We start from the raw sequence: 22202 nt of genomic DNA on the forward strand, positions 1-22202 counted from the left end.
GTCCTCGAGCATGAGCACGGCGGGCTTTGAAACCCTGTGCCTGCCGGCCGACGCCGCACTGTTCGCCCGGCTTGCGCGCCTGCTGATCGATCGCCATGGCGATGCGCTCGCCGATTGTGACCTGCTGCTACCCGTCATGGCGCATGCGCCGGTGCTGCGTGGTGCGCTGCTGGCTGAAGCCGGACACGCGCTGTTCATGCCGCGCATGCTCACGCCGGCTCTGCTGGCTGCGCGCTGGCAGGGCGATGCACCGGTCGATCCCCACCCCCGCCGTCTGCTGCATCTGGTGGCGCAACTGCGCCAGCAGACCTGGCTGGGCGACGTCGATCCGTGGTCGGCCGCGCAGGAACTGCTCGAACTGGCCGACGCGCTGGCCGCATTGCCGGCGCCGCCGGACGAAAATGCCCTGCAGCAGGGTTTCGAACGCGCCCACGGGCTGGCCGACAGCGCTGCATTGTCGCTGGAGGCGCGTCTGGTGCATGCGGTATGGCACAGCGACTGCACCGGAACGCCCGGTCATGCGCGCGCCGTCACGCAGGCCTTGATGCGCGCAGCAGGGGCAGCGCGCCGTCCGCTCATCCATCTTTCCGCACGGGTCGAGCCAGCGCCAGCGTGGCTCGAATTGCACGCTGCGCGCGTGCCGGTGCTGAATGTCCTGGCAACCCGCGCGCTGACCGACACACCGGTGGCCCGCGTGCTTCACGCCGCCTGGCCACCCGTTTCGCCACCCGTGCTGACGCACGCCCCATCCAGAGACGATGCGCTCGAATTGGCTGGCCGCGTGCGCCTCGTCGGTGCGCAGTCGCTCGAACAGGAAGCGCAATGTGCCGCGTCCTGCATTGCCGGCTGGCTGTCTGAAGGCCGCCGCAACATCGCGCTGGTGGCACTCGACCGCGAGGCAGCGCGTCGCACCCGCGCGCTGCTGGAACGCCGGCAGGTGTTGCTGGCCGATGAAACCGGCTGGAAGCTGTCGACCACGCGCGCGGCGGCCACGGTCGATGCCCTGCTGCAATGCTTCGCGTCCGACGGCTATCACCGCGACCTGCTCGATCTGCTGCACTCGCCGCACGTGGCAGGCTCGCTCGACCGCGATGACCACGCACAGGCGATTGCGGCCATCGACGACTGGGTGGTCAGGCGCAACCACGTCGATGGCCTGCACGCCTTGCTCACCGATGCCGGCCGCGAATTTGCCGGCTGTCCGGCGGGCCGGTTGATCGACGCGCTGTCGCGGGCCTTTGCGCTGATGCCCACCCACAACGCACCCGCCAGCTTCCGGGTCGAGCGCCTGCTGGCAGCGCTCGATGCGCTGGGCGCACGCGCTGCACTGGCGCAGGACGCAGCCGGCGCGCAGGTGGTCAATCTGCTGGAGCAACTGCGTGCCGACAGCAGCGGCGTGGCACTCGACCTGTCCTTCGCGGACTGGCGCAAGTGGCTCAACAGCGAGTTCGAGCAGGCGTTGTTCCGCGACAGCGCCATCGACAGCCCGGTGGTACTGACCCCGCTGGCGGCGACCCGGCTCCGTCGTTTCGACGCCGTGTACGTAATCGGTGCCGACAGCCGGCACCTCGCGCCGGTGCGCCTGCGCGGCGTGCTCGGCCACGAGGGCCTTCGGCGCGAACTTGGACTGCCTGATTCGCAGGTCGCCGCCGGGCAGCTGCGCGACGATCTCGCCGGTCTGATCGCCTGCAGCGACCAGACCGTATTCAGCTGGCAGACACAACGCAACGGTGAAGCGAACCTGCCCGGCGTGGATCTGCAGCGCCTCGATCTGGTATTGCAGCGCGCCGGCCTGCCGTCGGCCATTTGCAGCGCGCCGTCGCTGGCCGATCCGCCGCCGCTTCCGGAACTGGTGGTCTCCAGTGCGCCGGTGCTCGATCCGGCGCGCGTGCCGTCGCGGCTGACGGCAAGCGGTCTGGCCGACCTGATGGCCTGTCCCTATCGCTACTACGCGCGCCACGTACTCGGCCTCGGCGCTGGCGACGAAGTCGAGGACGCCATGGGCAAGGGCAGCGTCGGCGAGCTGGTGCATCGCGTGCTGCACGACTTTCACGTCGCTCACCCCCGGCTGGCCGACGCTGCGCCACCTGCACTGGCCGACGCCTTGCGCGCGCAGATCGCGGCTGCCTTCGACGGCGCCATTGCGCGCAATTTTCAGGAACATGCGTGGGCGGATCGCCTGCACGATCGCGCCGACGCCTACATCGCGTGGGCCGTGCAGCGCGAGTCCGACGGCTGGCTGTTCGACAGCGGTGAGGCCAGGCGCGCGCATGTGCTCGAATTGCCGGATGGGGCTGCGCTGTCGCTCGAAGGCCGCATCGACCGCATCGACCGCAATGCAGAGGGCGATGTCGCGCTGCTCGACTACAAGCTGCGCAGCGCCGAACGCGTCCGCAAGACCCTGCAGGCCGATGACGTGCAACTGGCGTTCTACACCGTGCTTGAAGGCGGCGCAGTGAGCGAGGCGGCCTATCTGGCGCTGGAAGAGGATGTGCCGGTCGCGTTCATCCAGGACGATCCGCCAGCGGCCGCGCAGGCGCTGCTGTCGCTGGTGTCCGAACTGTTCCCGGCGCTGCGCAACGGCGCCAGCCTGCCGGCCCACGGCGACGAAGCGGCCTGCCTGCATTGCGACATGCGCGGCCTGTGCCGCAAGGACTGGCTGGCATGAGCCGCGAAGATGATCTGCGCGCCCTCGACCCGGCCCGCAGCGTCGTGGTCGAGGCGTGCGCCGGCAGCGGCAAGACCTGGACGCTGGTGTCGCGACTGATCCGCCTGCTGCTGGCCGGTGCGCAGCCGGGTGACATTCTCGCCATCACCTATACGCGCAAGGCGGCGCGCGAAATCGAGGAGCGCCTGCAGCACTGGCTGGCGGAACTGGCCGTGGCCGACGATCAGCGGGTGAGCGCCTTCCTGGCCGAACGCGGCCTGAACGCGCAGCGCGATCCGGCGCTGATCGCGCGCGCGCGGGCGCTGTTCGAGCAGGTTGCCGACGCGCGGCCCGGACTGACGGTGAACACCTTCCACGGCTGGTTTTCGTCACTGCTGGGCGCCGCACCGCTGAACAGCGGTTTGCGTGGCCTGCAGCTGTCGGAGCGCACGGCACAGTTGCGCGATCAGGCCTGGGCTGCGCTGATGCGCCGCGCCGGGCGGGCGCCGGACAGCGAGCTGTCGCTGGCGCTGCGCAGCCTGCTCGGCCGGTGCGGGGTGGCGGGCACCAGGGCGCTGGCGGGCGCACTGGTCGATCGCCGCGCCGAATGGGAAGCCTGGCTCGCGGCGCAGGGCGGCCTGGCCGGCGCTGTGGACCACCTGCGGCAGTTTTTCGGAGCCGACGCCGAAGCACCGGTCGACGTGCTGGCCGGCGACGAACTGCTGCGCCGTCGCGCCCTCGATCTCGCGCGTCTGCTCGGTCAGGGCACGGAGGCGCAGCAGCGCAAGGCGACGGCGATCGAACAGGCGTGTGTGCAGGTCGAAGCGCAGTTGTTTTTCGCCGGCCTGCGCGCCCAGCTGCTCAAACAGGATGGCGAGCCGGCGAGCTTCAAGCCGGGCAAGGCGCTCGAAAAGGTCGGTGTTGCCGACGCCGTGCTCGCGCTGAACGAGCAGGTTGCGGCGCGTCTGGTGCACTGCCTGAACGCGCAGTCCGACCTGGCCGCGTGGGCGCTCAACGAACAGGGCCTGCAGGTCGCCGCGGCGTTGCTCGAGGCCTACGACCGCATCAAGCAGAACGCCGGCGTGCTCGACTTCGGCGATCTCGAATGGCATGCCGCACGGTTGTTGTCGGATGCCCAGACCGGACCCTTCGTGCAGGCGCGTCTGGACGCGCGCTACCGCCACCTGCTGCTGGATGAATTCCAGGACACCAATCCGCTGCAGTGGCAGGTGCTGATGCACTGGCTCGACGCCTACGCACCGGGTCAGGTGCAGCCGGTGGTGTTCGTGGTCGGCGATCCCAAGCAGTCGATCTACCGCTTCCGGCGCGCCGACCCGCGCATCTTCACGCATGCGGCCAGGGTGTTCGAACAGCGCTTCGGCGCCATCCTGCTGCAGCGCAATGAAACCCGGCGCAGCAGCCCGGCGGTGGTGAGTGTGGTCAACGCCGTGTTCGGCGACATGGACGTGTTCGAGGGCTTTGCGCCGCACAGCACGACCCGGACCGATCTGCCGGGCCGGGTCGAAGTGCTGCCGGCTTTCGGGCATGAAGCCGATGCCAAAGCGGAAGCCGACGCACAGGCTGCGGCGACCGGCCTGCGCAATCCGCTGCGCCAGCCACGGATGGCCATCGAGGACAGCCGTCGCAGGCGCGAGGCGGATGCGCTGTGCGCGCGACTCAAGGGCATGGTCGGGCGTCTCGCGGTGCGCGATGCGCACACCGGTGACACGCGCGCCGCGCGCTACGGCGACATGATGATCCTGCTGCGCCGGCGCACCGGGCTGGCGGTGTACGAGGCGGCACTGCGCGCCCATGGCATTCCCTACTTCGGTGCCAGCCGCGGCCGCCTGCTCGATACGCTCGAAGCGTCCGATCTGCTCGCGCTGCTGCGCTTTCTCGCCGCGCCGGCCGATGCACTGTCGCTCGCTCATGTGCTGCGCAGTCCGCTGTTCGCGTTCGACGACGCGCAATTGCTCGACCTGACCCGCGATGGCGCCGCACGGTTCTGGCCGATGCTGCGCGCCCGACGCGCCGGCAGCGATCAGGCCTATGCGCGCGCGGCCGCGCTGCTGGAGGGCTGGCTCGACGCGGCGACCCGCCTGCCGGTGCATGATCTGCTGGACCGGGTATTCGACCAGGGCGCGCTGATGCCGCGTTACGCCGCCAGCGTCGACGCGATGGCCTGGCCCGGCGTGCGCGCCAATCTCGAAGCCTTCATCGAACTGGCGCTCAAGGTGGACAGCGGCCGCTACCCCAGCCTGCCGCGCTTCATCGACGAGCTGACACGCCTGCGCAACGAAGACGACGAAGCGCCGGACGAAGGCCTCATCCTCGGTGAAGACCCTTCGCGCGGCAGGGTGCGCGTCCTCACCATCCACGCGGCCAAGGGGCTGGAAGCGCCGATCGTCTGGCTGGCGGACGCAGTGGCGCGGGGGCGCACCGACAGCGGCGCGCGCGTGCTGCTGGCGTGGCCCCCCGGCGATGCAGCGCCCGGGCATCTTTCACTGCTGCAGAACAAGGGCAATCAGGGCCATGCCCGAGCCGCCTTCATCGACGCCGAAGCTCGCGCTGCGGCGCGCGAAGACGCGAACCTGCTGTACGTCGCGCTCACGCGCGCCCGACAAGTGCTGTATGTCAGTGGTGTCAGCCCTTCCAAGGGCAGCAGCGCGGGCAGCTGGCTTGACCGGGTCACCGCTTCGCTGGGCGGCTGCGTCGATGCAGTCCCCACGGACGGCGGTGGCATGCGGCTCGAACATGGCGTACTTGCCGACTGCGTGGACGACGCACCCGACGACCCGGTCGTCCCGGTTGTGATGGCCGATGCGCCCATGCTGCCCGCCATCGGCGAACGACGGCCGCTGGTCGCGCTCGATCCGGTCCAGCTGTGGGGCGTGGGACTGCACAGCTGGCTGGAGGCACTGGCGGGCGGCGAACCGCCGCCCGCGCGGCCAGCTGGTCTCGATGCCGCGCAATGGCGCGATCTGGAAGCGATCGCGCGCCGCCTCGTGGCAAGTGACTCGCTGCAGCGCTTTTTCGATCCGGCGCAGCACCGCTGGTCGGCCAACGAACTCGAATTCGTGCTGCCGGACGGCCAACCGGGCCGGATCGACCGTCTGGTCGAATTCGATGACGACATCTGGATACTCGATTACAAGAGCGGACAGGGTGACCGTTTTGCCGAAACCTACACTGCGCAGCTTGCCGGCTATGCCGAGGCCGTGGCAGCAATCCGGCCCGGCAAGGCGGTGCATGCTGCGCTGATCCGGCCGGATGGCGCGCTCGACGTGCGCTTCTGAGCGCCGTCCGAAACTTTGCGCCGCTGGCGGTTTTGACTACCATCTGCGATATTCAACCGAGGTGTGCGTTTCACGCATGCGCAGCAAGAAGGGGTGGCCGTCATGCAAGTACATGAAATCCTGCGCATCAAGGGAACGGTGCTGTACACCGTCGTCCCGTCGCAGTCGCTGGATAACGCAGTCGCCACGATGGCCGATCTGGATGTCGGTTCGCTGGTTGTCATGGAACACGGTCTGATGGTCGGCATGCTGAGCTTTCGCGAAGTGTTGCGCGCCTTGCGAACGGCCGGTGGCGGCTGGCAGACGCTCACGGTCGCCGACGTGATGCAGCGTGATCCTGCAACCGCCCACCCGGACATGGAAGTGGACGAATTGCGTCGCCTCATGCTCGAGCGGCACTGCCGCTACCTGCCGATCATGGAAGGCGACACGCTGATGGGTGTGCTGTCCTTTCACGATGTGGCGCGCGCCATGCTGGAAGAGCAGAGTTTCGAAAACCGCATGCTGAAGAGCTATATCCGCGACTGGCCGATGGACGACGCGTCGGGCTAGGCCACACGACGGCCGGCCGGCCGCCGAGCGCGCGCAGACGCAGGGTGGTGCCGGTCGAACACGGGGGAGGGCTATGGACAAGGTCTGGCTGAAAAGCTTTCCGGCCGGCGTGCCGGCCGAAATCGATCCATCGGAGTTCAGGTCGATCGGCGATGTGTTCGAGCGCAGCTGCCGCGAATTCGCCGATCGTGACGCCTATGTCTGCATGGGCAAGGCGATCAGTTTCACCGAAACCGAAAGGCTGAGTGCCGCTTTCGCCGCCTACCTGCAGTCGGTGCTTGGTCTTGCGCCCGGTTCGCGGGTGGCGCTGATGATGCCCAATGTGCTGCAGTACCCGGTGGCCATGTTCGGCGCGCTGCGCGCCGGCTATACGGTGGTGAACTGCAATCCGCTGTACACCCCGCGCGAACTGGAACACCAGCTGGTCGACAGCGGCGCCGAAGTCATCGTCGTACTGGAGAATTTCGCCTCGACGCTGCAGCAGGTGCTGGCCCGCACGCCTGTGCGCCACGTCGTGGTGACCGCGCTGGGCGACATGCTGCCGGCGCCCAAGGGCTGGCTGGTGAATTTCGTCGTGCGCCACGTGAAGAAGATGGTGCCGCTGTTCGAACTTCCGGATGCGGTTCGCTTCAACGACGCGCTCAAACTCGGTCGCGGCCATGCGCTCAATCCGGTCAATGTGGTGCATGAAGACATCGCCTTCCTGCAATACACCGGTGGCACGACGGGCGTCGCCAAGGGCGCGATGCTCACGCATCGCAATATCGTCGCCAACATGTTGCAGGCCGATGCGTGGATCAAGCCCTTTCTGACCGGGCAGCAGATCGTCATCACTGCGCTGCCGCTCTATCACATCTTCGCGCTGACCGCGAATTGCCTGGTATTCCTGAAGCTTGGCGCAAGGAATGTGCTGATCACCAATCCGCGCGACATTCCGGGTTTCGTCAAGGAATTGTCGAAGCACCGTTTCACGGCGATCACGGGCGTCAATACGCTGTTCAATGCGCTGCTCAACAACGCAGACTTCGCCCGGGTCGATTTTTCGGCGCTCAGGGTGTCGCTGGGTGGTGGCATGGCCGTCCAGCGGGCGGTTGCCGAACGCTGGAAGAAGGTGACCGGACGGCCCCTGATCGAAGCCTATGGATTGACCGAAACATCGCCTGCCGTGTGCATCAACCCGCCCGACCAGGCGGAATTCAGCGGCGCCATCGGCCTGCCTGTTCCGTCGACCGAAATCTCGATCAGGAATGACGAGGGTGTCGAATTGCCGATGGGCGAGGCGGGTGAATTGTGCGTGCGCGGCCCGCAAGTGATGAAGGGTTATTACCGGCGGCCGGAAGAAACCGCAAAAGTGATGACGCCGGATGGATATCTGCGGACCGGCGATGTGGCGATAGTGGATGAAACCGGGTTCGTGAAAATTGTCGATCGCAAGAAAGACATGATTCTGGTGTCCGGATTCAATGTTTATCCGAACGAGGTGGAAGAAGTCATCGTCGATTGCGAGGGCGTGCTTGAATGCTGCGTGATCGGGGTCGCGGACGAGCATTCGGGCGAGGTGGTCAAGGCATACGTCGTGCGCAAGGACATGACGCTCACGACGGAACAGATCATCGTGCATTGCCGGACGCAATTGACTGCGTACAAGATTCCCCGTCAGGTGGAATTTCGCGACGAACTGCCGAAAACGAATGTCGGAAAGATATTGCGCCGAGCGCTCAAGGAAGAGACGCAGAAGACGCGTCCCTGAACGAGCTGGCACCAGTGAATGAAAAAGGCACCATCAGGTGCCTTTTTCATTTGTCGTGCATGCAACCGATCAACCGTTCAATTCACGCGTGCGGCGTTCAACTGGTCGGCCGTCATGCTGGCAAGCCAGCCCGGCTTGCGGCCGGCCGCGCCGACTTCCTTGATTTCACCGTTTTCCGGATTGCGGTACTTGCCCGGAGCAATTTTTACCTTGGCGCCGGTAGTCGGGCGTGCGGCACGTTTCGCCGAAGAACCGGACAAACCGACGTCGGCGGCTGACAGATTGTATTTCTTGATCTTTGCCTTGACGTCGGCAATAACCGATTCGAGTTCAGCCCGACGCACCACCTCGGCCTGCTGTTGAAGATCCGAGATTCTTGCCATCAATTCGTCGTAACTTTGACCGGACATCGATACTTCTCCATTGAGTAATGAAATTGGATGATAGACCGATTCGACAATCAAGGTAAATCGATTCAGCGAATTTCAATCCCGGAGACGAATGGAATCGTGATTCTGGCGCGGAATGCAGCAGAGAAGTCCGGCATCGCACCGTGTGTCCGGACCTGAAGGTTCGTGGGCTCACGGATGACTCCGGTTGCGCCATGGCCGGCGATCTGCGCCGGTTTGTTGCACTGCAGCCAAAGCGGTGGCGCTTGACGTGGGTCAAGATCGTCGCGAGCCCCTGCACATACCCTTCGTTCCGGATCATGCGGGCTCGTGCGGGCTGACGGGCGCGAAGCGGAATTTCAATGTGGAGTAGTCAAAAATGAAAACAGCGGCAACGGGCGGGGTCGGCGAGACCTACGACTACCGGGTGGTGAGGCAATTCTCGCTGATGACCGTGGTCTGGGGCATCGTGGGCATGCTGGTCGGCGTGATCATCGCCGCCCAGCTGGTATGGCCTGAACTGAACTTCGGCGAGTGGTTCCACTTCGGGCGCCTGCGGCCCCTGCACACGAACGCGGTGATTTTCGCCTTCGGCGGCTGTGCGCTGATGGCGACTTCGTTCTTCGTCGTGCAACGCACCTGCCACACCAGGCTGTTTGCGCCCTGGCTGGCCGGTTTCGTGTTCTGGGGCTGGCAGACGGTCATCGTGCTGGCGGCCATCACCTTGCCGCTCGGCTACACGCAGGGCAAGGAATACGCCGAGCTCGAATGGCCCATCGACATCCTGATCACGCTGGTCTGGGTGTCCTACGCGATCGTGTTCTTCGGCACCATCGTGAAGCGCAAGACACCGCACATCTATGTCGCGAACTGGTTCTACGGCGCCTTCATCCTCGCGGTGGCGATGCTGCATCTGGTTAACAGCGCAGCCATCCCGGCCGGTTTCTGGAAATCCTACTCAGCCTATGCCGGCGTGCAGGACGCGATGATCCAGTGGTGGTACGGTCACAATGCGGTCGGCTTCTTCCTGACCGCCGGCTTCCTCGGCATGATGTATTACTTCGTGCCCAAGCAGGCCGAGCGCCCGGTGTATTCCTACCGCCTGTCGGTGGTGCACTTCTGGGCGCTGATCTTCACCTACATGTGGGCGGGCCCGCACCACCTGCACTACACCGCGTTGCCCGACTGGACGCAGTCGCTCGGCATGGTGTTCTCGCTCATCCTGCTGGCGCCGAGCTGGGGCGGCATGATCAACGGCATCATGACGCTGTCGGGGGCCTGGCACAAACTGCGCACCGATCCGATCCTGAAGTTCCTGATCACTTCGCTGTCCTTCTACGGCATGTCGACCTTCGAAGGTCCGATGATGTCGATCAAGACGGTCAATGCGCTGTCGCACTACACGGACTGGACCATCGGCCACGTGCATTCGGGCGCTCTGGGCTGGGTGGCGATGATTTCCATCGGCTCGATCTACTACCTGATTCCGCGCCTGTTCGGCCAGGAAAAGATGTATTCGGTGCCGGCCATCAGCATCCACTTCTGGATGTCGACCCTGGGCGTGGTTCTCTACATCGCCGCAATGTGGATCGCCGGTGTCATGCAGGGCCTGATGTGGCGCGCCATCAACGACGACGGCACGCTGACCTACACCTTCGTCGAAAGCGTCAAGGCGACCTATCCGTTCTGGTTCATCCGCTTCCTTGGCGGCGCACTGTTCCTCGCGGGCATGTTCGTCATGGCGTGGAACGTGTGGAAAACCATCGCCGGCCAGAAGGCCTACAACGCCCCCGTCATAGCGCCTGCTGCCGCGCACGCCTGATTACCGGAGAATCATCATGGCTGCATCCAAACACGAACTGATTGAACGCAACGTTGGCCTGATGGCGATACTCACCGTGCTGGTGATCGCCGTCGGCGGCCTGGTCGAAATCGTGCCGCTGTTTTTCCAGCACTCGACGACCGAACCGGTCGAGGGCGTCAAGCCCTACGAGCCGCTGCAGCTGGCCGGCCGCGACATCTACGTGCGGGAAGGTTGCTACAACTGCCACTCGCAGATGATCCGCCCGTTCCGCGCCGAGACCGAACGCTATGGCCACTATTCGGTGGCCGGCGAATTCGTCTATGACCGCCCGTTCCAGTGGGGTTCCAAGCGCACCGGCCCGGATCTGGCACGCGTCGGCGGCCGCTACTCGGACGAGTGGCATCGCGTGCACCTGATCAACCCGCGTGACGTGGTGCCGGAGTCGAACATGCCGGCCTTCGCCTTCCTGGAGCGCCCGGTCAAGGCATCGACCATCGAGCAGCACATGCGCGCACTCGCCCGCGTCGGTGTGCCTTACTCCGAGGAACAGATGGCGGGTGCAGCCGAATCGCTGAAGGGCAAGACCGAAATGGAGGCGCTTATCGCCTACCTGCAGGGTCTGGGTACCGCGATCAAGCGCGTCAACTGAAGGATTCCATCATGGACTACGACATCAATACCCTGCGGGCGGCCGTGACGGTTGCCGGATTCGCCTGCTTCATCGTCATCGTCATCATGGCCTGGCGGCCGGGCGCACAGCGTGCCCATCACGAGGCGGCAATGCTGCCCTTCGCTGACGACGATCGCGTGCACCTCGATAGCGGAGAAACAAAGTGAGCGACTTCATCAGCGATTTCTGGAACGTCTATGTGGTGGTGCTCGTCATCGCCAGCCTGGTGTTCTGTGCCTTCATCATCCTGTCCAACCGCGGTGCGCGACCGACCGGTACGGTCGAACTGCACGGCCACCAGTGGGACGAAACGCTGGCCGAGTGGAACAACCCGCTGCCGCGCTGGTGGGTGTGGCTGTTCTGGATCACCATCGTCTTTGCCATCGTCTATCTGATCGCCTATCCGGGCCTGGGCCGTTTCGGCGGCAAGCTGGAGTGGACCTCGGTCAACGCCTACGAGCGCGAAGTGAGCGTGGCCGACGCGAAGGTTGCGCCGCTGTTCGAGCGCTATTCGAAAATGGACGCGATGCAGGTGGCGGCCGATCCGGAGGCGCGCGCCATGGGCGAACGCCTGTACCTGAACAACTGTGCGCAGTGCCACGGTACCGACGCGCGCGGCTCGCGCGGCTTCCCGAATCTGGTCGACAGCGACTGGCTTTACGGCGGCGATCCGGAAGCCATCAAGGCGACGCTGGTCCATGGCCGCAACGCGATGATGCCGGCTTTCTCCGCCGTGCTCGACTCGGAGGCGCAGCGTGACGTGGTGCATTACGTGCGCTCGCTGTCGGGCCTGACTGCCGACAACCTGCGCGTGCAGCGCGGCAAACCGGTGTTCGCCACCAACTGTGCGGCCTGCCATGGCGCTGAAGGGCGTGGCAATCAGGCGATGGGTGCGCCCAACCTGACCGACGGTGTGTGGCTGTACGGCAGCACCGAAGCGATCGTCGCGCAGAGCGTCGCACGAGGGCGCAACGGTCACATGCCGGCGCACGGTGAATTGCTCGGCGAGCACAAGATCCATCTGCTGACCGCCTATGTGTGGGGCTTGTCGAACAACACCGCCAAGGCCGCGACTGCCGACAGCAGTAGCAGTACGACTCAGTGATGGAACCGAGACCTGCTTCCGCGGGCCAGCCGGCACGGGTGATTCCGATCACCGAAGTGCCGGCTGACGAATCCGATCTGTATGCGGCGCGCAAGAAGATTCAGCCGCGCAGCATCAAGGGGCGCTTCAATTCGCTGCGCTGGGCCATGGTGTGGATCACCCAGCTGGTGTTCTACGGCCTGCCCTGGCTGCCCTGGAACGGTCGCCAGGCGGTGCTGTTCGATCTTGTGGAACGCAAGTTCTACATTTTCGGGCTGGTGCTGTGGCCGCAGGACGTGGTGTACCTGACGCTGCTGCTGATCATCAGCGCGCTCGGGCTGTTCCTGGTCACCGCCGTGGCAGGTCGTGTCTGGTGCGGCTATGCCTGTCCGCAGTCGGTCTATACCGAAATCTTCATGTGGATAGAGCGTCACGTCGAAGGCGATCGGTCGGCGCGTATGAAGCTGGACGCCGCATCGATGAGTCTGTCGAAGTTCGGCCGTCGATTCGCCAAGCACGGTATCTGGGCCGCGCTGGCGCTGTGGACCGGCTTCACCTTCGTCGGCTTCTTCTCGCCGATCCAGGAACTGGCGGCCGAAGTCGGCAGTTTCGGACTGGGCCCGTGGGAAGGCTTCTGGATGCTGTTCTACGCCGCCTTCACCTATCTGTTCGCCGGTCACATGCGCGAACAGGTATGCAAGTACATGTGTCCGTACGCGCGCTTCCAGGGCGTCATGTTCGACCCCGACACGCTGATCGTCAGCTATGACGCGAACCGCGGCGAGCCGCGCGGCAACAAGAAGAAGGCGAAGGAAGGTCAGCCGGTCGGCGACTGCGTCGACTGCGACTGGTGCGTGCAGGTCTGTCCGACCGGCATCGACATCCGCAACGGCCTGCAGTACGAATGCATCGGCTGCGCGCTGTGCATCGACGCCTGCGATCAGGTGATGGACAAGGTCGGACGGCCGCGCGGGCTCATCGCCTATTCGACCGAACGCGCCCAGCTTGCCGGCAAGCCGGCGCATGAAGGCTGGCGCGAAGTGCTTGCGCACATTCTCCGTCCTCGGGTCATCCTGTATACGAGCCTGTTGCTGTTCATCGTGTCCGGCTTCGCGTGGGCGCTGCTGACCCGCACACCGGTCAAGATGAACGTGATGCGCGACCGTGCCTCGCTGGCGCGCGAGGTCGAAGGCGGCAAGATCGAGAATGTGTACCAGTTACGGGTGATGAACACGTCTGAATCGGCGCGTCGCTTCGTGCTTGAGGTCGAAGGCCTGCCGGGCGCCGCCATACCCGGACTGCGCGAAATCGAAGTCGAAGCAGCCGGATCGCGCGATGTGGGCGTGCGCGTGCAGGTCGATGCCGAGTCGTTGGCGCCGGGTTCGCATACCGTGTATTTCAATCTGCAGGCGGTCGATGCACCCGATGTCCGGGTGCACGAAAAGTCGTCCTTCCTGCAACCGAGGTGACCATGTCAGACAATTCGACACTGCAGCTGCCCTGGTATCGCCACCGCTGGCCCTGGCTGCTGATGCTCGGGCCGGTCACCGTCATCGTGGCCGGCGTCATCACGACCTGGCTTGCCGCCACCGGCAATACCGCGCTGGTCGCGGATGACTATTACAAGCAGGGCCTGACGATCAACCGCACGCTGGAACGCGAACGGCGCGCCGACGAACTCGGCGTCAAGGTGGCGATCACCGCACTGCCGCAGGGTGAGGGCAGCGGTGACGGCACGATGAGGCTCGACGTCCGGTTGTCGATGACCGATCCGGCGAAGCTGCCCGGTCGCTTGCGGATCTTTCTCGCGCACCCCACGCGCAGCGAGCTTGATCGCGAACTGCTGCTCGATGGCGTTGGTGGTCTGTACTCGGGTGTGGTGCAGGATCTTGCACCGACCCACTGGAAGCTGGTGATCGAAGACGATGTGCGCGACTGGCGGCGTCAGGATTCGCTGCTGCTCGACGCGGGGAAGAACCGTGGCTGAAGCGTTCAACGACGAAGATCCGCACGATACCCACCGCACGCCGGGGGGCGCAGCGCGATTGTTCGCGCTCGTGTCCTGGCCCTCTTTTCTGGTCGCTGCAGTCGCCGAACTGGTGTTCTTCAGCGTCATCAATCCGCAGGAGCTTTACCTGCTCGGCGAGCCGGTCGGCTTTTCGCCGGTCGCGACCTATTCGATCGGGTTCTTCGGCTTCTGGGCAGTCACCGGCGCATCCAGCCTGATGACGGCCTGGCTGGCTGAAAAGCTGCCGGCACGCTGATCGCGTGCCGTACAGGGTGGCGGGCGTCGCCGTCCGCCACTGCTGCGCTCAGCGGTAGACCAGTACCGGTATCTTCGAATTCGACAGCACCTTCTGCGTGACGCTGCCCAGCAGCAGGCTGGCCAGCCCGCGCCGGCTGTGCGAACCCATGAAGATCACGTCGGCCTTGCGCGACAGACCGATCTCGATGATCGCCTTGTGCGGCTCGTCCTGCGTCACCGCAATGCTGTCGACGGCGACACCGGCCGCTTCCGCCTCGGCACGTGCCGCCTGCAGGATGCGGTCGGCGTGCGTGCGCATCGCGTCCGTGAAGTCGTTCGGCGCGATCGGATCGATGCTCTCCTCGTCCGCCTCGCTGTGCAGCAGCGATACCGGGTAATCCTTCATCACGTACAGGAAGGTGACGTGGCCCGACACATCTCTGGCAAAGCAGATGGCGTGCGTCACCGTAGCCTTTGAAAGGTCTGATCCATCGACCGGCACGAGTATGTGGCGAAACATCCTGTATGACTCCTCTGTATTGATTGACCGGCTGCCGCGTCGGCATCCGGCCGGTTCGAACACACGGCCTCTGCGGGTCGTTGCGTTCCGTCGCACGCGCTGATCAGGTGCCGCGGAACGCGGCACCACAAAGAAAAAGCCGGACGTGCAATCAAGCACCTCCGGCTTTCGCCCACACGGGAGGTGCGTCAGACCGCGTAGGTCTTCAGGCGCCTCGAAAAGTCCTGCAGCTGCTTGATGCCGCTGGACTCTGCGCGAGCACACCAATCCTGCAACTGCTTCAAGAGCTGTTCGCTCGACGCGGTGGAACGCGCCCACAGTGCAATCAGTTCATGGCGCATCGTGTGCACCGTTTCCAGTCGGCTGCTGTGTGCCAGAACGGATGCCATTTCGGCATCGTCGCTCGCCGGCTGCGCGTTTTCACCGCGACTGAGCCAGCGCTTGAAGCGCTGATAGCGGTCGCCATCGGCCAGCGCAACATGCGACGTCCGCAGCTTTTCAACCTCTTCGGCGTAGATCGAGCGCAGCGATTTCATGTAGCGGGTCATCACGTCGTAACGATGCGTGATGATCGCTTCGAGCGTCTGGGTATCCACCACGTCGCGAGCCTGGAAACGCGGCTGCGGAATGGTTTTCTTGGCCTTGGCCAGACCCATGATCTCGAGAATGCGGATGTACATCCAGCCGATGTCGAACTCGTACCACTTCGACGACAGCTTGGCCGACGTGGCGAAGGCGTGGTGATTGTTGTGCAGTTCCTCGCCGCCGATCAGGATGCCCCACGGCGAAATGTTGGTCGCGGCGTCCGTGCAGTCGTAATTGCGATAGCCCCAGTAGTGGCCGAGACCGTTCACGACGCCGGCCGCCCAGATCGGGATCCAGGCCATCTGCACGGCCCAGATCGTCAGGCCGAGCGGGCCGAACAGGATCACGTTGGTGATCAGCATCAGGCGGATGCCCAGCCCGGAGTGGCGGGTGTACAGGTTGCGCTCGATCCAGTCGTCCGGTGTGCCCTGGCCGTAGCGCGCCATGGTTTCCTTGTTCTTCGCTTCGAGGCGGTATAGTTCTGCGCCTTCGGTCAGCACCTTCTTGATGCCCAGAACCACCGGGCTGTGCGGATCTTCGGGCGTTTCGCACTTGGCGTGGTGCTTGCGGTGAATGGCCGCCCACTCCTTGGTCACCATGCCGGTCGTCATCCACAGCCAGAAACGGAAGATGTGGCTGGGCAGCGGGTGCATTTCGAGCGCACGGTGCGCCTGGTGGCGGTGCAGGTAGATCGTGACGCCTGCGATCGTGAGGTGGGTAAACGCCAGCGCTACAACGATGTAACCCCACCAGGGCAGATCAATCAAACCATTTAACATTCAGGTCTTTCTCGGTAAAGCAAAGGTCAAGCCTTGGATTCTACGCGAGCCGGGCCCGCGGTCAATTTGCGCCGCGTCAAGTGTTTGCGACATCGCCCGGCGGGGTCGAAACGTTTCGGTCGCGGATAATCCTTAGTTCGCGTTGCGGGAACGGTATTTCAATACCCGCGGCACGGAAACGTTCGAGTATTTCGAGCTGGATGGCCGAGCGCAGTCCGAGCGCCCCCCCTTCCGGGTCGGCGATCCAGATGCCCAGCTCGAGGTTGATGCCCGAGTCGCCGAAGGAGTGGAGAAAGGCCGCCGGAGCGGGCGATTTCAACACCCGCTCCTGGGTCAGTGCGGCGTCCTGCAGGATGGCCAGTGCAGCCGGTACGTCGTCGCTGTAACTGACCTGCACCGCGATGGCGATGCGCACCTGCCGGTCCGACAGGCCTTCGTTCTGCACCACCGAGCTGATCAGCAGTTCGTTCGGGATGATGGATTCGACCCCCGACAGGCTGCGCACAACCGTATAGCGCGTGGTGATCTGGGTGACCTGGCCCCGGTCGGTGCCGACCGAAATCAGGTCGCCGATGCGGATCGAGCGGTCGAGCAGCAGGATGAACCCCGATACATAGTTGGCCATGATCTTCTGCAGACCGAAGCCCAGCCCCACGCCCAGCGCGCCACCGAACACCGACAGCGCGGTCAGGTCGATGCCGACCAGCGGCAGCGTGATGATCAGCCCGAGCAGTACCAGTGCAACCTTTGCCACCCGTGCCAGCACGATGCGCAGATTGCTGTCGATCGGCGCCCGCATCAGCTTGCGCTCGACCGATCCCGACAGCCAGATCGACGCGATCAGCGTCATCAGCACCCAGGCACCGCCCTGCAGCAGCGTCCACATCGTCAGCTTCTGCTTGCCCAGCGTGATCTGCTGGCTGTCCAGCCAGTCGATGACTTCGGGCAGGATGTCCAGCGCGTGCATCGCCCAGGCGGTCCAGATGGCCAGAACGATCAACACCTCGAAGGTGCTCAGCCAGCCGGCCGGTGCAAAGACCTGGCGCAGCGCATACACGATGAGCCGGATGACCCCCATCGCCACCAGCATGGCGATCACCAGATGCATCAGCACCGGCGTCTGGTGCAACAGGGCGAATGCGCCGCGCGCCAGCGCCAGCAGCAGGATGCCGGCCAGCGGGAACATCAGCCGCTGCATGCCGGCCCGACCCAGCCGCGCCGCGTTGCTCAATACCTCGTTGCCGTTGGCCAGCACCTCGGCGCGCTGGCGCCGGATCATGTGGCGCGCAAACAGGCCGGCCAGCAAGAGGCAGGCTGCGATGACGCCCAGTTCCAGTCGCGTGCTGTCGAGCGCCAGCAACGCCATCAGTGCGTCGAAAGACAGGTTGTTCATGAGGGTCAGGGCGTGACGGCTTCACCGCGCAGGGTTTCCTGCACCGCATCGGCAAAGCTGACCGACTGCGCGCGGTGGCGCTTCCAGTTCTGCATATATGAAGCTGCGAGCGCACGCTGGCCGCTCAGCACGAGCACGTTCTCGGCGTTCTTCGACTTGCCCGCGACGCTGAAGTTGTAGGAACCGGTCACCACGACCGGCTCCTTGCCGTCCGGGTCGATGATCATCACCTTGCTGTGCGCCGCGCTGTAGGCACCATCCAGCCACAGCGGCACGCCGGCGCCTGCGACCCGGGGCAGCGCGCTGTATTCGTCCTTCAGCACCTTGTCGCGATCGGCGATCACTTCGACCTTGATGCCGCGCTCGTGCGCCGCGATCAGCGTCTTCGCGATCTGCCGGCTGGTCAGCATGTAGGCCTGGACATACACCGCCTGCTTCGCACCGTCGATCTGGTCCATGACCAGCCGCTCGACGTCGTCCCACGGCGCGAAGCCGACTTCGACCTTGCCTTCGGCCGGCAGCGCAGGGCCCGCCTGCACGGTGCCGCCCGCCAGCAGGCCGACGGCCAGCAGCGCGACGGCCAGGATGGGGGCGCGCCGTTCAGGATTCATCGACCGTCTCCGGGTTGCGGGCTGCGCTGTCCGGAGCGCGGCGCTCCATCACCGCAGCGTAGAAGCCATCGGTGCCATGCACGTCGGGGCGCAGTTCGAGATCGACGCCGGTGTCCAGATCGATCCGGCCGGCCGCCAGGATTTCATTCGCCGGCACGCGCACGAAGTCCGGATGACTGGCCAGAAAGGTGTCGATCACGCCGCGGTTTTCCGCGTCGAGCAGGCTGCAGGTCGCATAGACCAGACGGCCGCCCGGTTTCACCAGCCGCGCCGCGCCGGCCAGGATGGCGCCCTGCTTGACCACCAGTTCCTCGACCGCAGTCGGCGTCTGGCGCCACTTCAGGTCCGGATTGCGGCGCAGCGTGCCCAGACCGGAGCACGGCGCATCGACCAGCACGCGGTCGATCTTGCCGGCCAGTCGCTTCACCTTGATGTCGTTCTCGCTGTCGATCAGCACCGGGTGGATGTTGGACAGGCCGGAACGTGCGACCCGCGGGCGCATCTTGATCAGCCGCTTTTCCGACACATCGAAGGCGTACAGCCGCCCGGTCGACCGCATCATCGCGCCCAGCGCCAGCGTCTTGCCACCGGCGCCGGCGCAGAAATCGACCACCATTTCGCCGCGCTTGGGCGCGAGCAGCAGCGCCAGCAGCTGACTGCCTTCGTCCTGCACCTCGATGATGCCCTTCTCGTACAGCGGATTCTTGGTCAGCGACGGACGTTCGCCCAGACGCAGGGCCCACGGCGAAAAGCGCCCGGGTGTCACGGTCAGACCATTGTTGGTGAGCGTCGCGGTGACCGCATCGATGTCGCTCTTCATCAGGTTCACGCGCAGGTCGAGCGGCGCCTGCGTGTTCAGCGCGCGCGCCAGCGACAGCAGCGATGCTTCGTCCATCTGCGTAAGCAGGCGCTCGATCACCCAGTCCGGCAGGTCGGTGCGTTCGCCCAGCGACAGTTCGGTGTCGGCGGTCGGCGCCAGCGTTTCCAGCCACTGCGCCTCATTGCGCGAAATCAGCGGTGCGAGAAACTTGTGTCCGAGACCTTCGATGCGCGCCAGCGCGGTGATCAGCAGCTTGCGCGCACCGGCGTTCTCGCCCGCCACGGCGCGCAGCCAGCGCAGACGGCGCAGCACCAGGTAGGCATGCTCGGCGACGAAGGCGCGCTCGCGCGACTGCAGCGCGCGCTGATCGCGGAAGTGGGCCGACAGCACGCTGTCGGCGGTGTGTTCGAAACGCAGCATCCGGCTCAGGACGTCGGCGGTGCTGTCTATCAGTTTTTCGGTCGGTTTCATCGCAGGTAGGGGTTGGCGGGTTCTTCCGCCGGCTCGTATCGGGGTGGCGGATCGACCGGATCGCCGAAGGGCGCGGTCGTTCCGGCAGCGGCACCGGCAGTGCCGGCACGCAGACTCAGGTTTTCATACTCGATCAGGCGCACGCGCTGGTCGTACACATCGCCCTTGCGATCGGTGAAGCGGATCAGCACCGGCAGCCAGCGCAGATTCGGTGCCAGCCAGACTTCGATCTGATTGTCGCCGGCCTGGGCGCGCGCCTGCAGCCGCTTGACCAGCTGCCGTCCGACGGCGGTATCGAGACTGCCGAGCTCCGGGTCGGCCACGAACCAGCGCGGCGTGAAGCGCTTGCCGGTGGCCAGCGTGAAATCGAAGTCGCCGCCGTGTTGTGCGCGCCAGATGATTTCCAGCCACAGGCTCAGCATGTCCTGCGCACCGGGCGACAGCGCGTGTTCCGACTGCTTGGTACCGGCGCGCAGCATAACCCGATTGCCGTCCCAGTCGAACACCACCTCCTCCTCGGTCGCCTTGCCCTGTGTCGCCCGCGACACATAGCGCAGCGGCTTCAGACCTTGCGCCGTCACTTCGCCCGTGCTGCGCTGTTCGACGCGCAGCGGCTTGAGCAGGCCGGCCAGACCGGTCGTTTCGGTGACCTGATCCATCTGGTAATCACTCCCGTCGTGCACCCAGTGATAGCGGGTTTCGCCGATGGCCAGTTCGCCGCGGAACACCGCGAACTCCAGTCTTGCTTCGCTGACCACGGCGCGCTGCGCTGTCAGGCCGACCGTATCGTCGCGATCGGGCAGCGCACCTTCGGCTATCGCCCGGTCCAGCAGTTCGCGATCGCCAATGGCGTCCTGGTTTTCGCCGTCATCCGCCACCGGATCGTCGCTCGGCGCGGGTTGCGGTGGCAGCTCGGGCGCAGGCTCGGGTTCGGGCAGCGCCACCGGCGCCGGCTTCGGGCTGCGCGGCCTTGGCGGTTGCTTGGGCGCCTGCACCGGCACCGGCGTCGCCTCGGCGACCGGAGATGGCGTCGGCTCGGCTTTCGGTGGCGGCGGGGCGGGCGGCGCAATCAGCGCCGCACGTATCGTGCTGCGCTCGTCCGGCAGGCGCTCGTGATCGAAGCTGCGCAGCCCGCCGGCCAGCAGAAGGTGCAGCAGCACCGAAACGGCCAGTGCGAACAGCAGCCGGGATCGGTTCAGCGGTTCAGACATCCGCACTCGGAACGCACAGCGCAGCGCTGTCCGGCGTGGCGTCACCGTGCAGCACGGCGCGGCCGTCGTGCAGCGCGAGCCGGCCATCGACAAACCAGCGCACCACCTGCGGGTACAGCACATGCTCCTGCTTCAGCACGCGTGCGGCCAGCGTGGTTTCGTTATCGCCCGCCAGCACCGGTACCGCCGCCTGCGCGATGATCGGGCCGCCGTCGAGTTCGCCGGTCACGAAATGCACCGTGGCGCCGGCCACCCGGCACCCCGCCTCGATGGCGCGCCGGTGCGTGTGCAGCCCGGTGAAGGCCGGCAGCAGAGACGGATGGATGTTGATCATGCGGCCGCGATAGTGCTCGACGAAGCCGGGCGTCAGGATGCGCATGAAGCCGGCGAGCACGACCAGATTCGGGGCATGGCGATCGATGCAGGTGGCCAGCGCGGCGTCGAAGGCGGCGCGGTCGGGGTAGGTGGTGTGGTCGACCACCGCGGTTGCGATGCCGCGATCGCGTGCGTAGGCGAGGCCGGCGGCGTCCGGCCGGTTGCTGATCACGGCGCGGATGTCCGCCGGCAGGCCGGCGTCGACGATGGACCGCATATTGCTGCCGCGTCCGGAAATCAGGATGACGACGGATGTCATTCGGGGCTGTCGGTAGGAGGAATCAAGGGCGGATTATCGCCGTCCGACGCGGCGCCTGCCTATCTGACCGGCAGGAACACCGCGGTCGCCAGCGACTGCAGGATGCGCGTCACCACGCGCCGGTTCTTGTCCGCAACGATCTGCGAACTCATGTCGAGCCAGCCGATCATTTTGCCCATTTCGCGCTCGAAGCTCAGGTTGCGCATGCCGTCAGGGCCGATTTCGTTCGACAGCAGCAGCAATTCGCCGGCGACGTCGCGCGACTGCGCAAGCTTCCACGCCGAAATCTCGACGTTGCGTGCGCAGTTCGACAGCGCCTGCGGATCGAGTTCATCCATGATGAACAGTTCGGTCCGGTCGGCCCACGCGGTCTGGATCATGCCGCCCATGCCGACGATCAGCGCCGCCACCCGGTCGCCCGCGAATTCGGCCGAAAAGGCCAGCCGCATCACCTCGATGTCGCGCTTGCCGTCGAATTCGGCCAGCTGCCATCCGCGATCGGCATTGAACAGTCTGGCCAGCGCTTCTTCCCGACTGTTCAGCCCGGCACGCCGCCATTCGCGCGGGTTGCGCCGGTACAGCTTGTCGGCCAGCCGTTCCAGACTGGCGAATATCTCCCGGTGATGCGCTTCGAGTACCCGGTCGATATCACTTTTAACAATCTGTTTCGGATGCATGGAATCAGCCACTGGCGCGGGTTTCTGGCCAGTGCCGCCGCAGCCCGTGATCCAGTTGGCTATC

Annotated in this window: 20 protein-coding genes; 11 read left to right on the forward strand and 9 right to left on the reverse strand. The window is 65.3% G+C overall.

The annotated features are described in order from the left end of the window. The first annotated feature begins 10 nt into the window (after positions 1 to 10). The 4 genes from BSY238_RS12955 to BSY238_RS12970 all read left to right on the forward strand — a co-directional run bounded on the left by BSY238_RS12955 (position 11) and on the right by BSY238_RS12970 (position 8245). Positions 11 to 2668: a PD-(D/E)XK nuclease family protein gene (locus tag BSY238_RS12955; RefSeq protein WP_069039508.1), complete on the forward strand. Its 2658-nt coding sequence runs from the start codon at positions 11 to 13 to the stop codon at positions 2666 to 2668. Next, on the forward strand, positions 2665 to 5943 hold the full coding sequence (locus BSY238_RS12960; protein ID WP_069039509.1) for a UvrD-helicase domain-containing protein: 3279 nt from the start codon (positions 2665 to 2667) through the stop codon (positions 5941 to 5943). Before BSY238_RS12955 ends, BSY238_RS12960 begins: the two co-directional genes overlap by 4 nt. Before the next feature lie 102 nt (positions 5944 to 6045). Further along, positions 6046 to 6495, forward strand: a complete 450-nt coding sequence (locus BSY238_RS12965; protein WP_069040668.1) for a CBS domain-containing protein — start codon at positions 6046 to 6048, stop codon at positions 6493 to 6495. A 73-nt stretch (positions 6496 to 6568) separates the two neighbouring features. Then, positions 6569 to 8245 carry a long-chain-fatty-acid--CoA ligase gene (locus BSY238_RS12970; protein WP_069039510.1) on the forward strand — a complete coding sequence of 559 codons (1677 nt, stop codon included), beginning with the start codon at positions 6569 to 6571 and terminating at the stop codon, positions 8243 to 8245. A gap of 77 nt (positions 8246 to 8322) precedes the next feature. Here the strand turns inward: BSY238_RS12970 and BSY238_RS12975 are convergent, their stop codons facing one another. Continuing rightward, positions 8323 to 8655, reverse strand: coding sequence for an H-NS histone family protein (locus tag BSY238_RS12975; RefSeq protein ID WP_069039511.1), 333 nt, complete (start codon positions 8653 to 8655; stop codon positions 8323 to 8325). 358 nt (positions 8656 to 9013) lie between these two features. On the opposite strand from BSY238_RS12975, the gene ccoN reads away from it, so the two are divergent. From ccoN to BSY238_RS13010, 7 genes are read left to right on the forward strand one after another with little or no spacing between them, the layout of a single operon-like run. Then, positions 9014 to 10456, forward strand: coding sequence for a cytochrome-c oxidase, cbb3-type subunit I (gene ccoN, locus BSY238_RS12980; RefSeq protein ID WP_069039512.1), 1443 nt, complete (start codon positions 9014 to 9016; stop codon positions 10454 to 10456). 16 nt (positions 10457 to 10472) lie between these two features. Then, on the forward strand, positions 10473 to 11087 hold the full coding sequence (gene ccoO / locus BSY238_RS12985; protein ID WP_069039513.1) for a cytochrome-c oxidase, cbb3-type subunit II: 615 nt from the start codon (positions 10473 to 10475) through the stop codon (positions 11085 to 11087). An 11-nt stretch (positions 11088 to 11098) separates the two neighbouring features. Then, on the forward strand, positions 11099 to 11275 hold the full coding sequence (locus BSY238_RS12990) for a CcoQ/FixQ family Cbb3-type cytochrome c oxidase assembly chaperone (RefSeq protein WP_069039514.1): 177 nt from the start codon (positions 11099 to 11101) through the stop codon (positions 11273 to 11275). Continuing rightward, positions 11272 to 12213: a cytochrome-c oxidase, cbb3-type subunit III gene (gene ccoP / locus BSY238_RS12995; RefSeq protein WP_069039515.1), complete on the forward strand. Its 942-nt coding sequence runs from the start codon at positions 11272 to 11274 to the stop codon at positions 12211 to 12213. Before BSY238_RS12990 ends, ccoP begins: the two co-directional genes overlap by 4 nt. 38 nt (positions 12214 to 12251) lie before the next feature. Further along, positions 12252 to 13661 carry a cytochrome c oxidase accessory protein CcoG gene (gene ccoG, locus BSY238_RS13000; RefSeq protein WP_069039516.1) on the forward strand — a complete coding sequence of 470 codons (1410 nt, stop codon included), beginning with the start codon at positions 12252 to 12254 and terminating at the stop codon, positions 13659 to 13661. A 2-nt stretch (positions 13662 to 13663) separates the two neighbouring features. Then, positions 13664 to 14179: a FixH family protein gene (locus tag BSY238_RS13005; RefSeq protein ID WP_069039517.1), complete on the forward strand. Its 516-nt coding sequence runs from the start codon at positions 13664 to 13666 to the stop codon at positions 14177 to 14179. Continuing rightward, complete coding sequence (locus BSY238_RS13010; protein WP_069039518.1) at positions 14172 to 14456, forward strand: hypothetical protein; 285 nt, start codon at positions 14172 to 14174, stop codon at positions 14454 to 14456. Before BSY238_RS13005 ends, BSY238_RS13010 begins: the two co-directional genes overlap by 8 nt. A gap of 48 nt (positions 14457 to 14504) precedes the next feature. Here the strand turns inward: BSY238_RS13010 and BSY238_RS13015 are convergent, their stop codons facing one another. The 8 genes from BSY238_RS13015 to BSY238_RS13050 form a co-directional block, all read right to left on the reverse strand. Beyond that, positions 14505 to 14957 (reverse strand): universal stress protein, encoded by a 453-nt coding sequence (locus tag BSY238_RS13015; protein ID WP_069039519.1) that lies wholly within the window; start codon positions 14955 to 14957, stop codon positions 14505 to 14507. A 188-nt stretch (positions 14958 to 15145) separates the two neighbouring features. Next, on the reverse strand, positions 15146 to 16321 hold the full coding sequence (locus tag BSY238_RS13020; protein WP_069039520.1) for a DesA family fatty acid desaturase: 1176 nt from the start codon (positions 16319 to 16321) through the stop codon (positions 15146 to 15148). A gap of 76 nt (positions 16322 to 16397) precedes the next feature. Further along, entirely contained in the window at positions 16398 to 17714 is a 1317-nt protein-coding gene (locus tag BSY238_RS13025) for a mechanosensitive ion channel family protein (protein WP_069039521.1), read from the reverse strand. Between the two features lie 5 nt (positions 17715 to 17719). Then, positions 17720 to 18325: a phospholipase D family nuclease gene (locus BSY238_RS13030; protein ID WP_069039522.1), complete on the reverse strand. Its 606-nt coding sequence runs from the start codon at positions 18323 to 18325 to the stop codon at positions 17720 to 17722. Beyond that, the gene (locus BSY238_RS13035; RefSeq protein ID WP_069039523.1) at positions 18315 to 19616 is read right to left on the reverse strand and encodes an RsmB/NOP family class I SAM-dependent RNA methyltransferase; all 1302 of its coding nucleotides are present in this window, start codon (positions 19614 to 19616) and stop codon (positions 18315 to 18317) included. Before BSY238_RS13035 ends, BSY238_RS13030 begins: the two co-directional genes overlap by 11 nt. Continuing rightward, positions 19613 to 20827 (reverse strand): DUF3108 domain-containing protein, encoded by a 1215-nt coding sequence (locus BSY238_RS13040; RefSeq protein WP_069039524.1) that lies wholly within the window; start codon positions 20825 to 20827, stop codon positions 19613 to 19615. The genes BSY238_RS13035 and BSY238_RS13040 overlap by 4 nt, the downstream gene beginning before the upstream one ends. Next, positions 20820 to 21461, reverse strand: coding sequence for a phosphoribosylglycinamide formyltransferase (gene purN, locus BSY238_RS13045; protein ID WP_069039525.1), 642 nt, complete (start codon positions 21459 to 21461; stop codon positions 20820 to 20822). Before purN ends, BSY238_RS13040 begins: the two co-directional genes overlap by 8 nt. 59 nt (positions 21462 to 21520) lie before the next feature. After that, on the reverse strand, positions 21521 to 22138 hold the full coding sequence (locus BSY238_RS13050) for a hypothetical protein (RefSeq protein WP_069040669.1): 618 nt from the start codon (positions 22136 to 22138) through the stop codon (positions 21521 to 21523). Between the last annotated feature and the right edge of the window lie 64 nt (positions 22139 to 22202).

This window comes from Methyloversatilis sp. RAC08 (assembly GCF_001713355.1).
Classification (GTDB): Bacteria; Pseudomonadota; Gammaproteobacteria; order Burkholderiales; family Rhodocyclaceae; genus Methyloversatilis.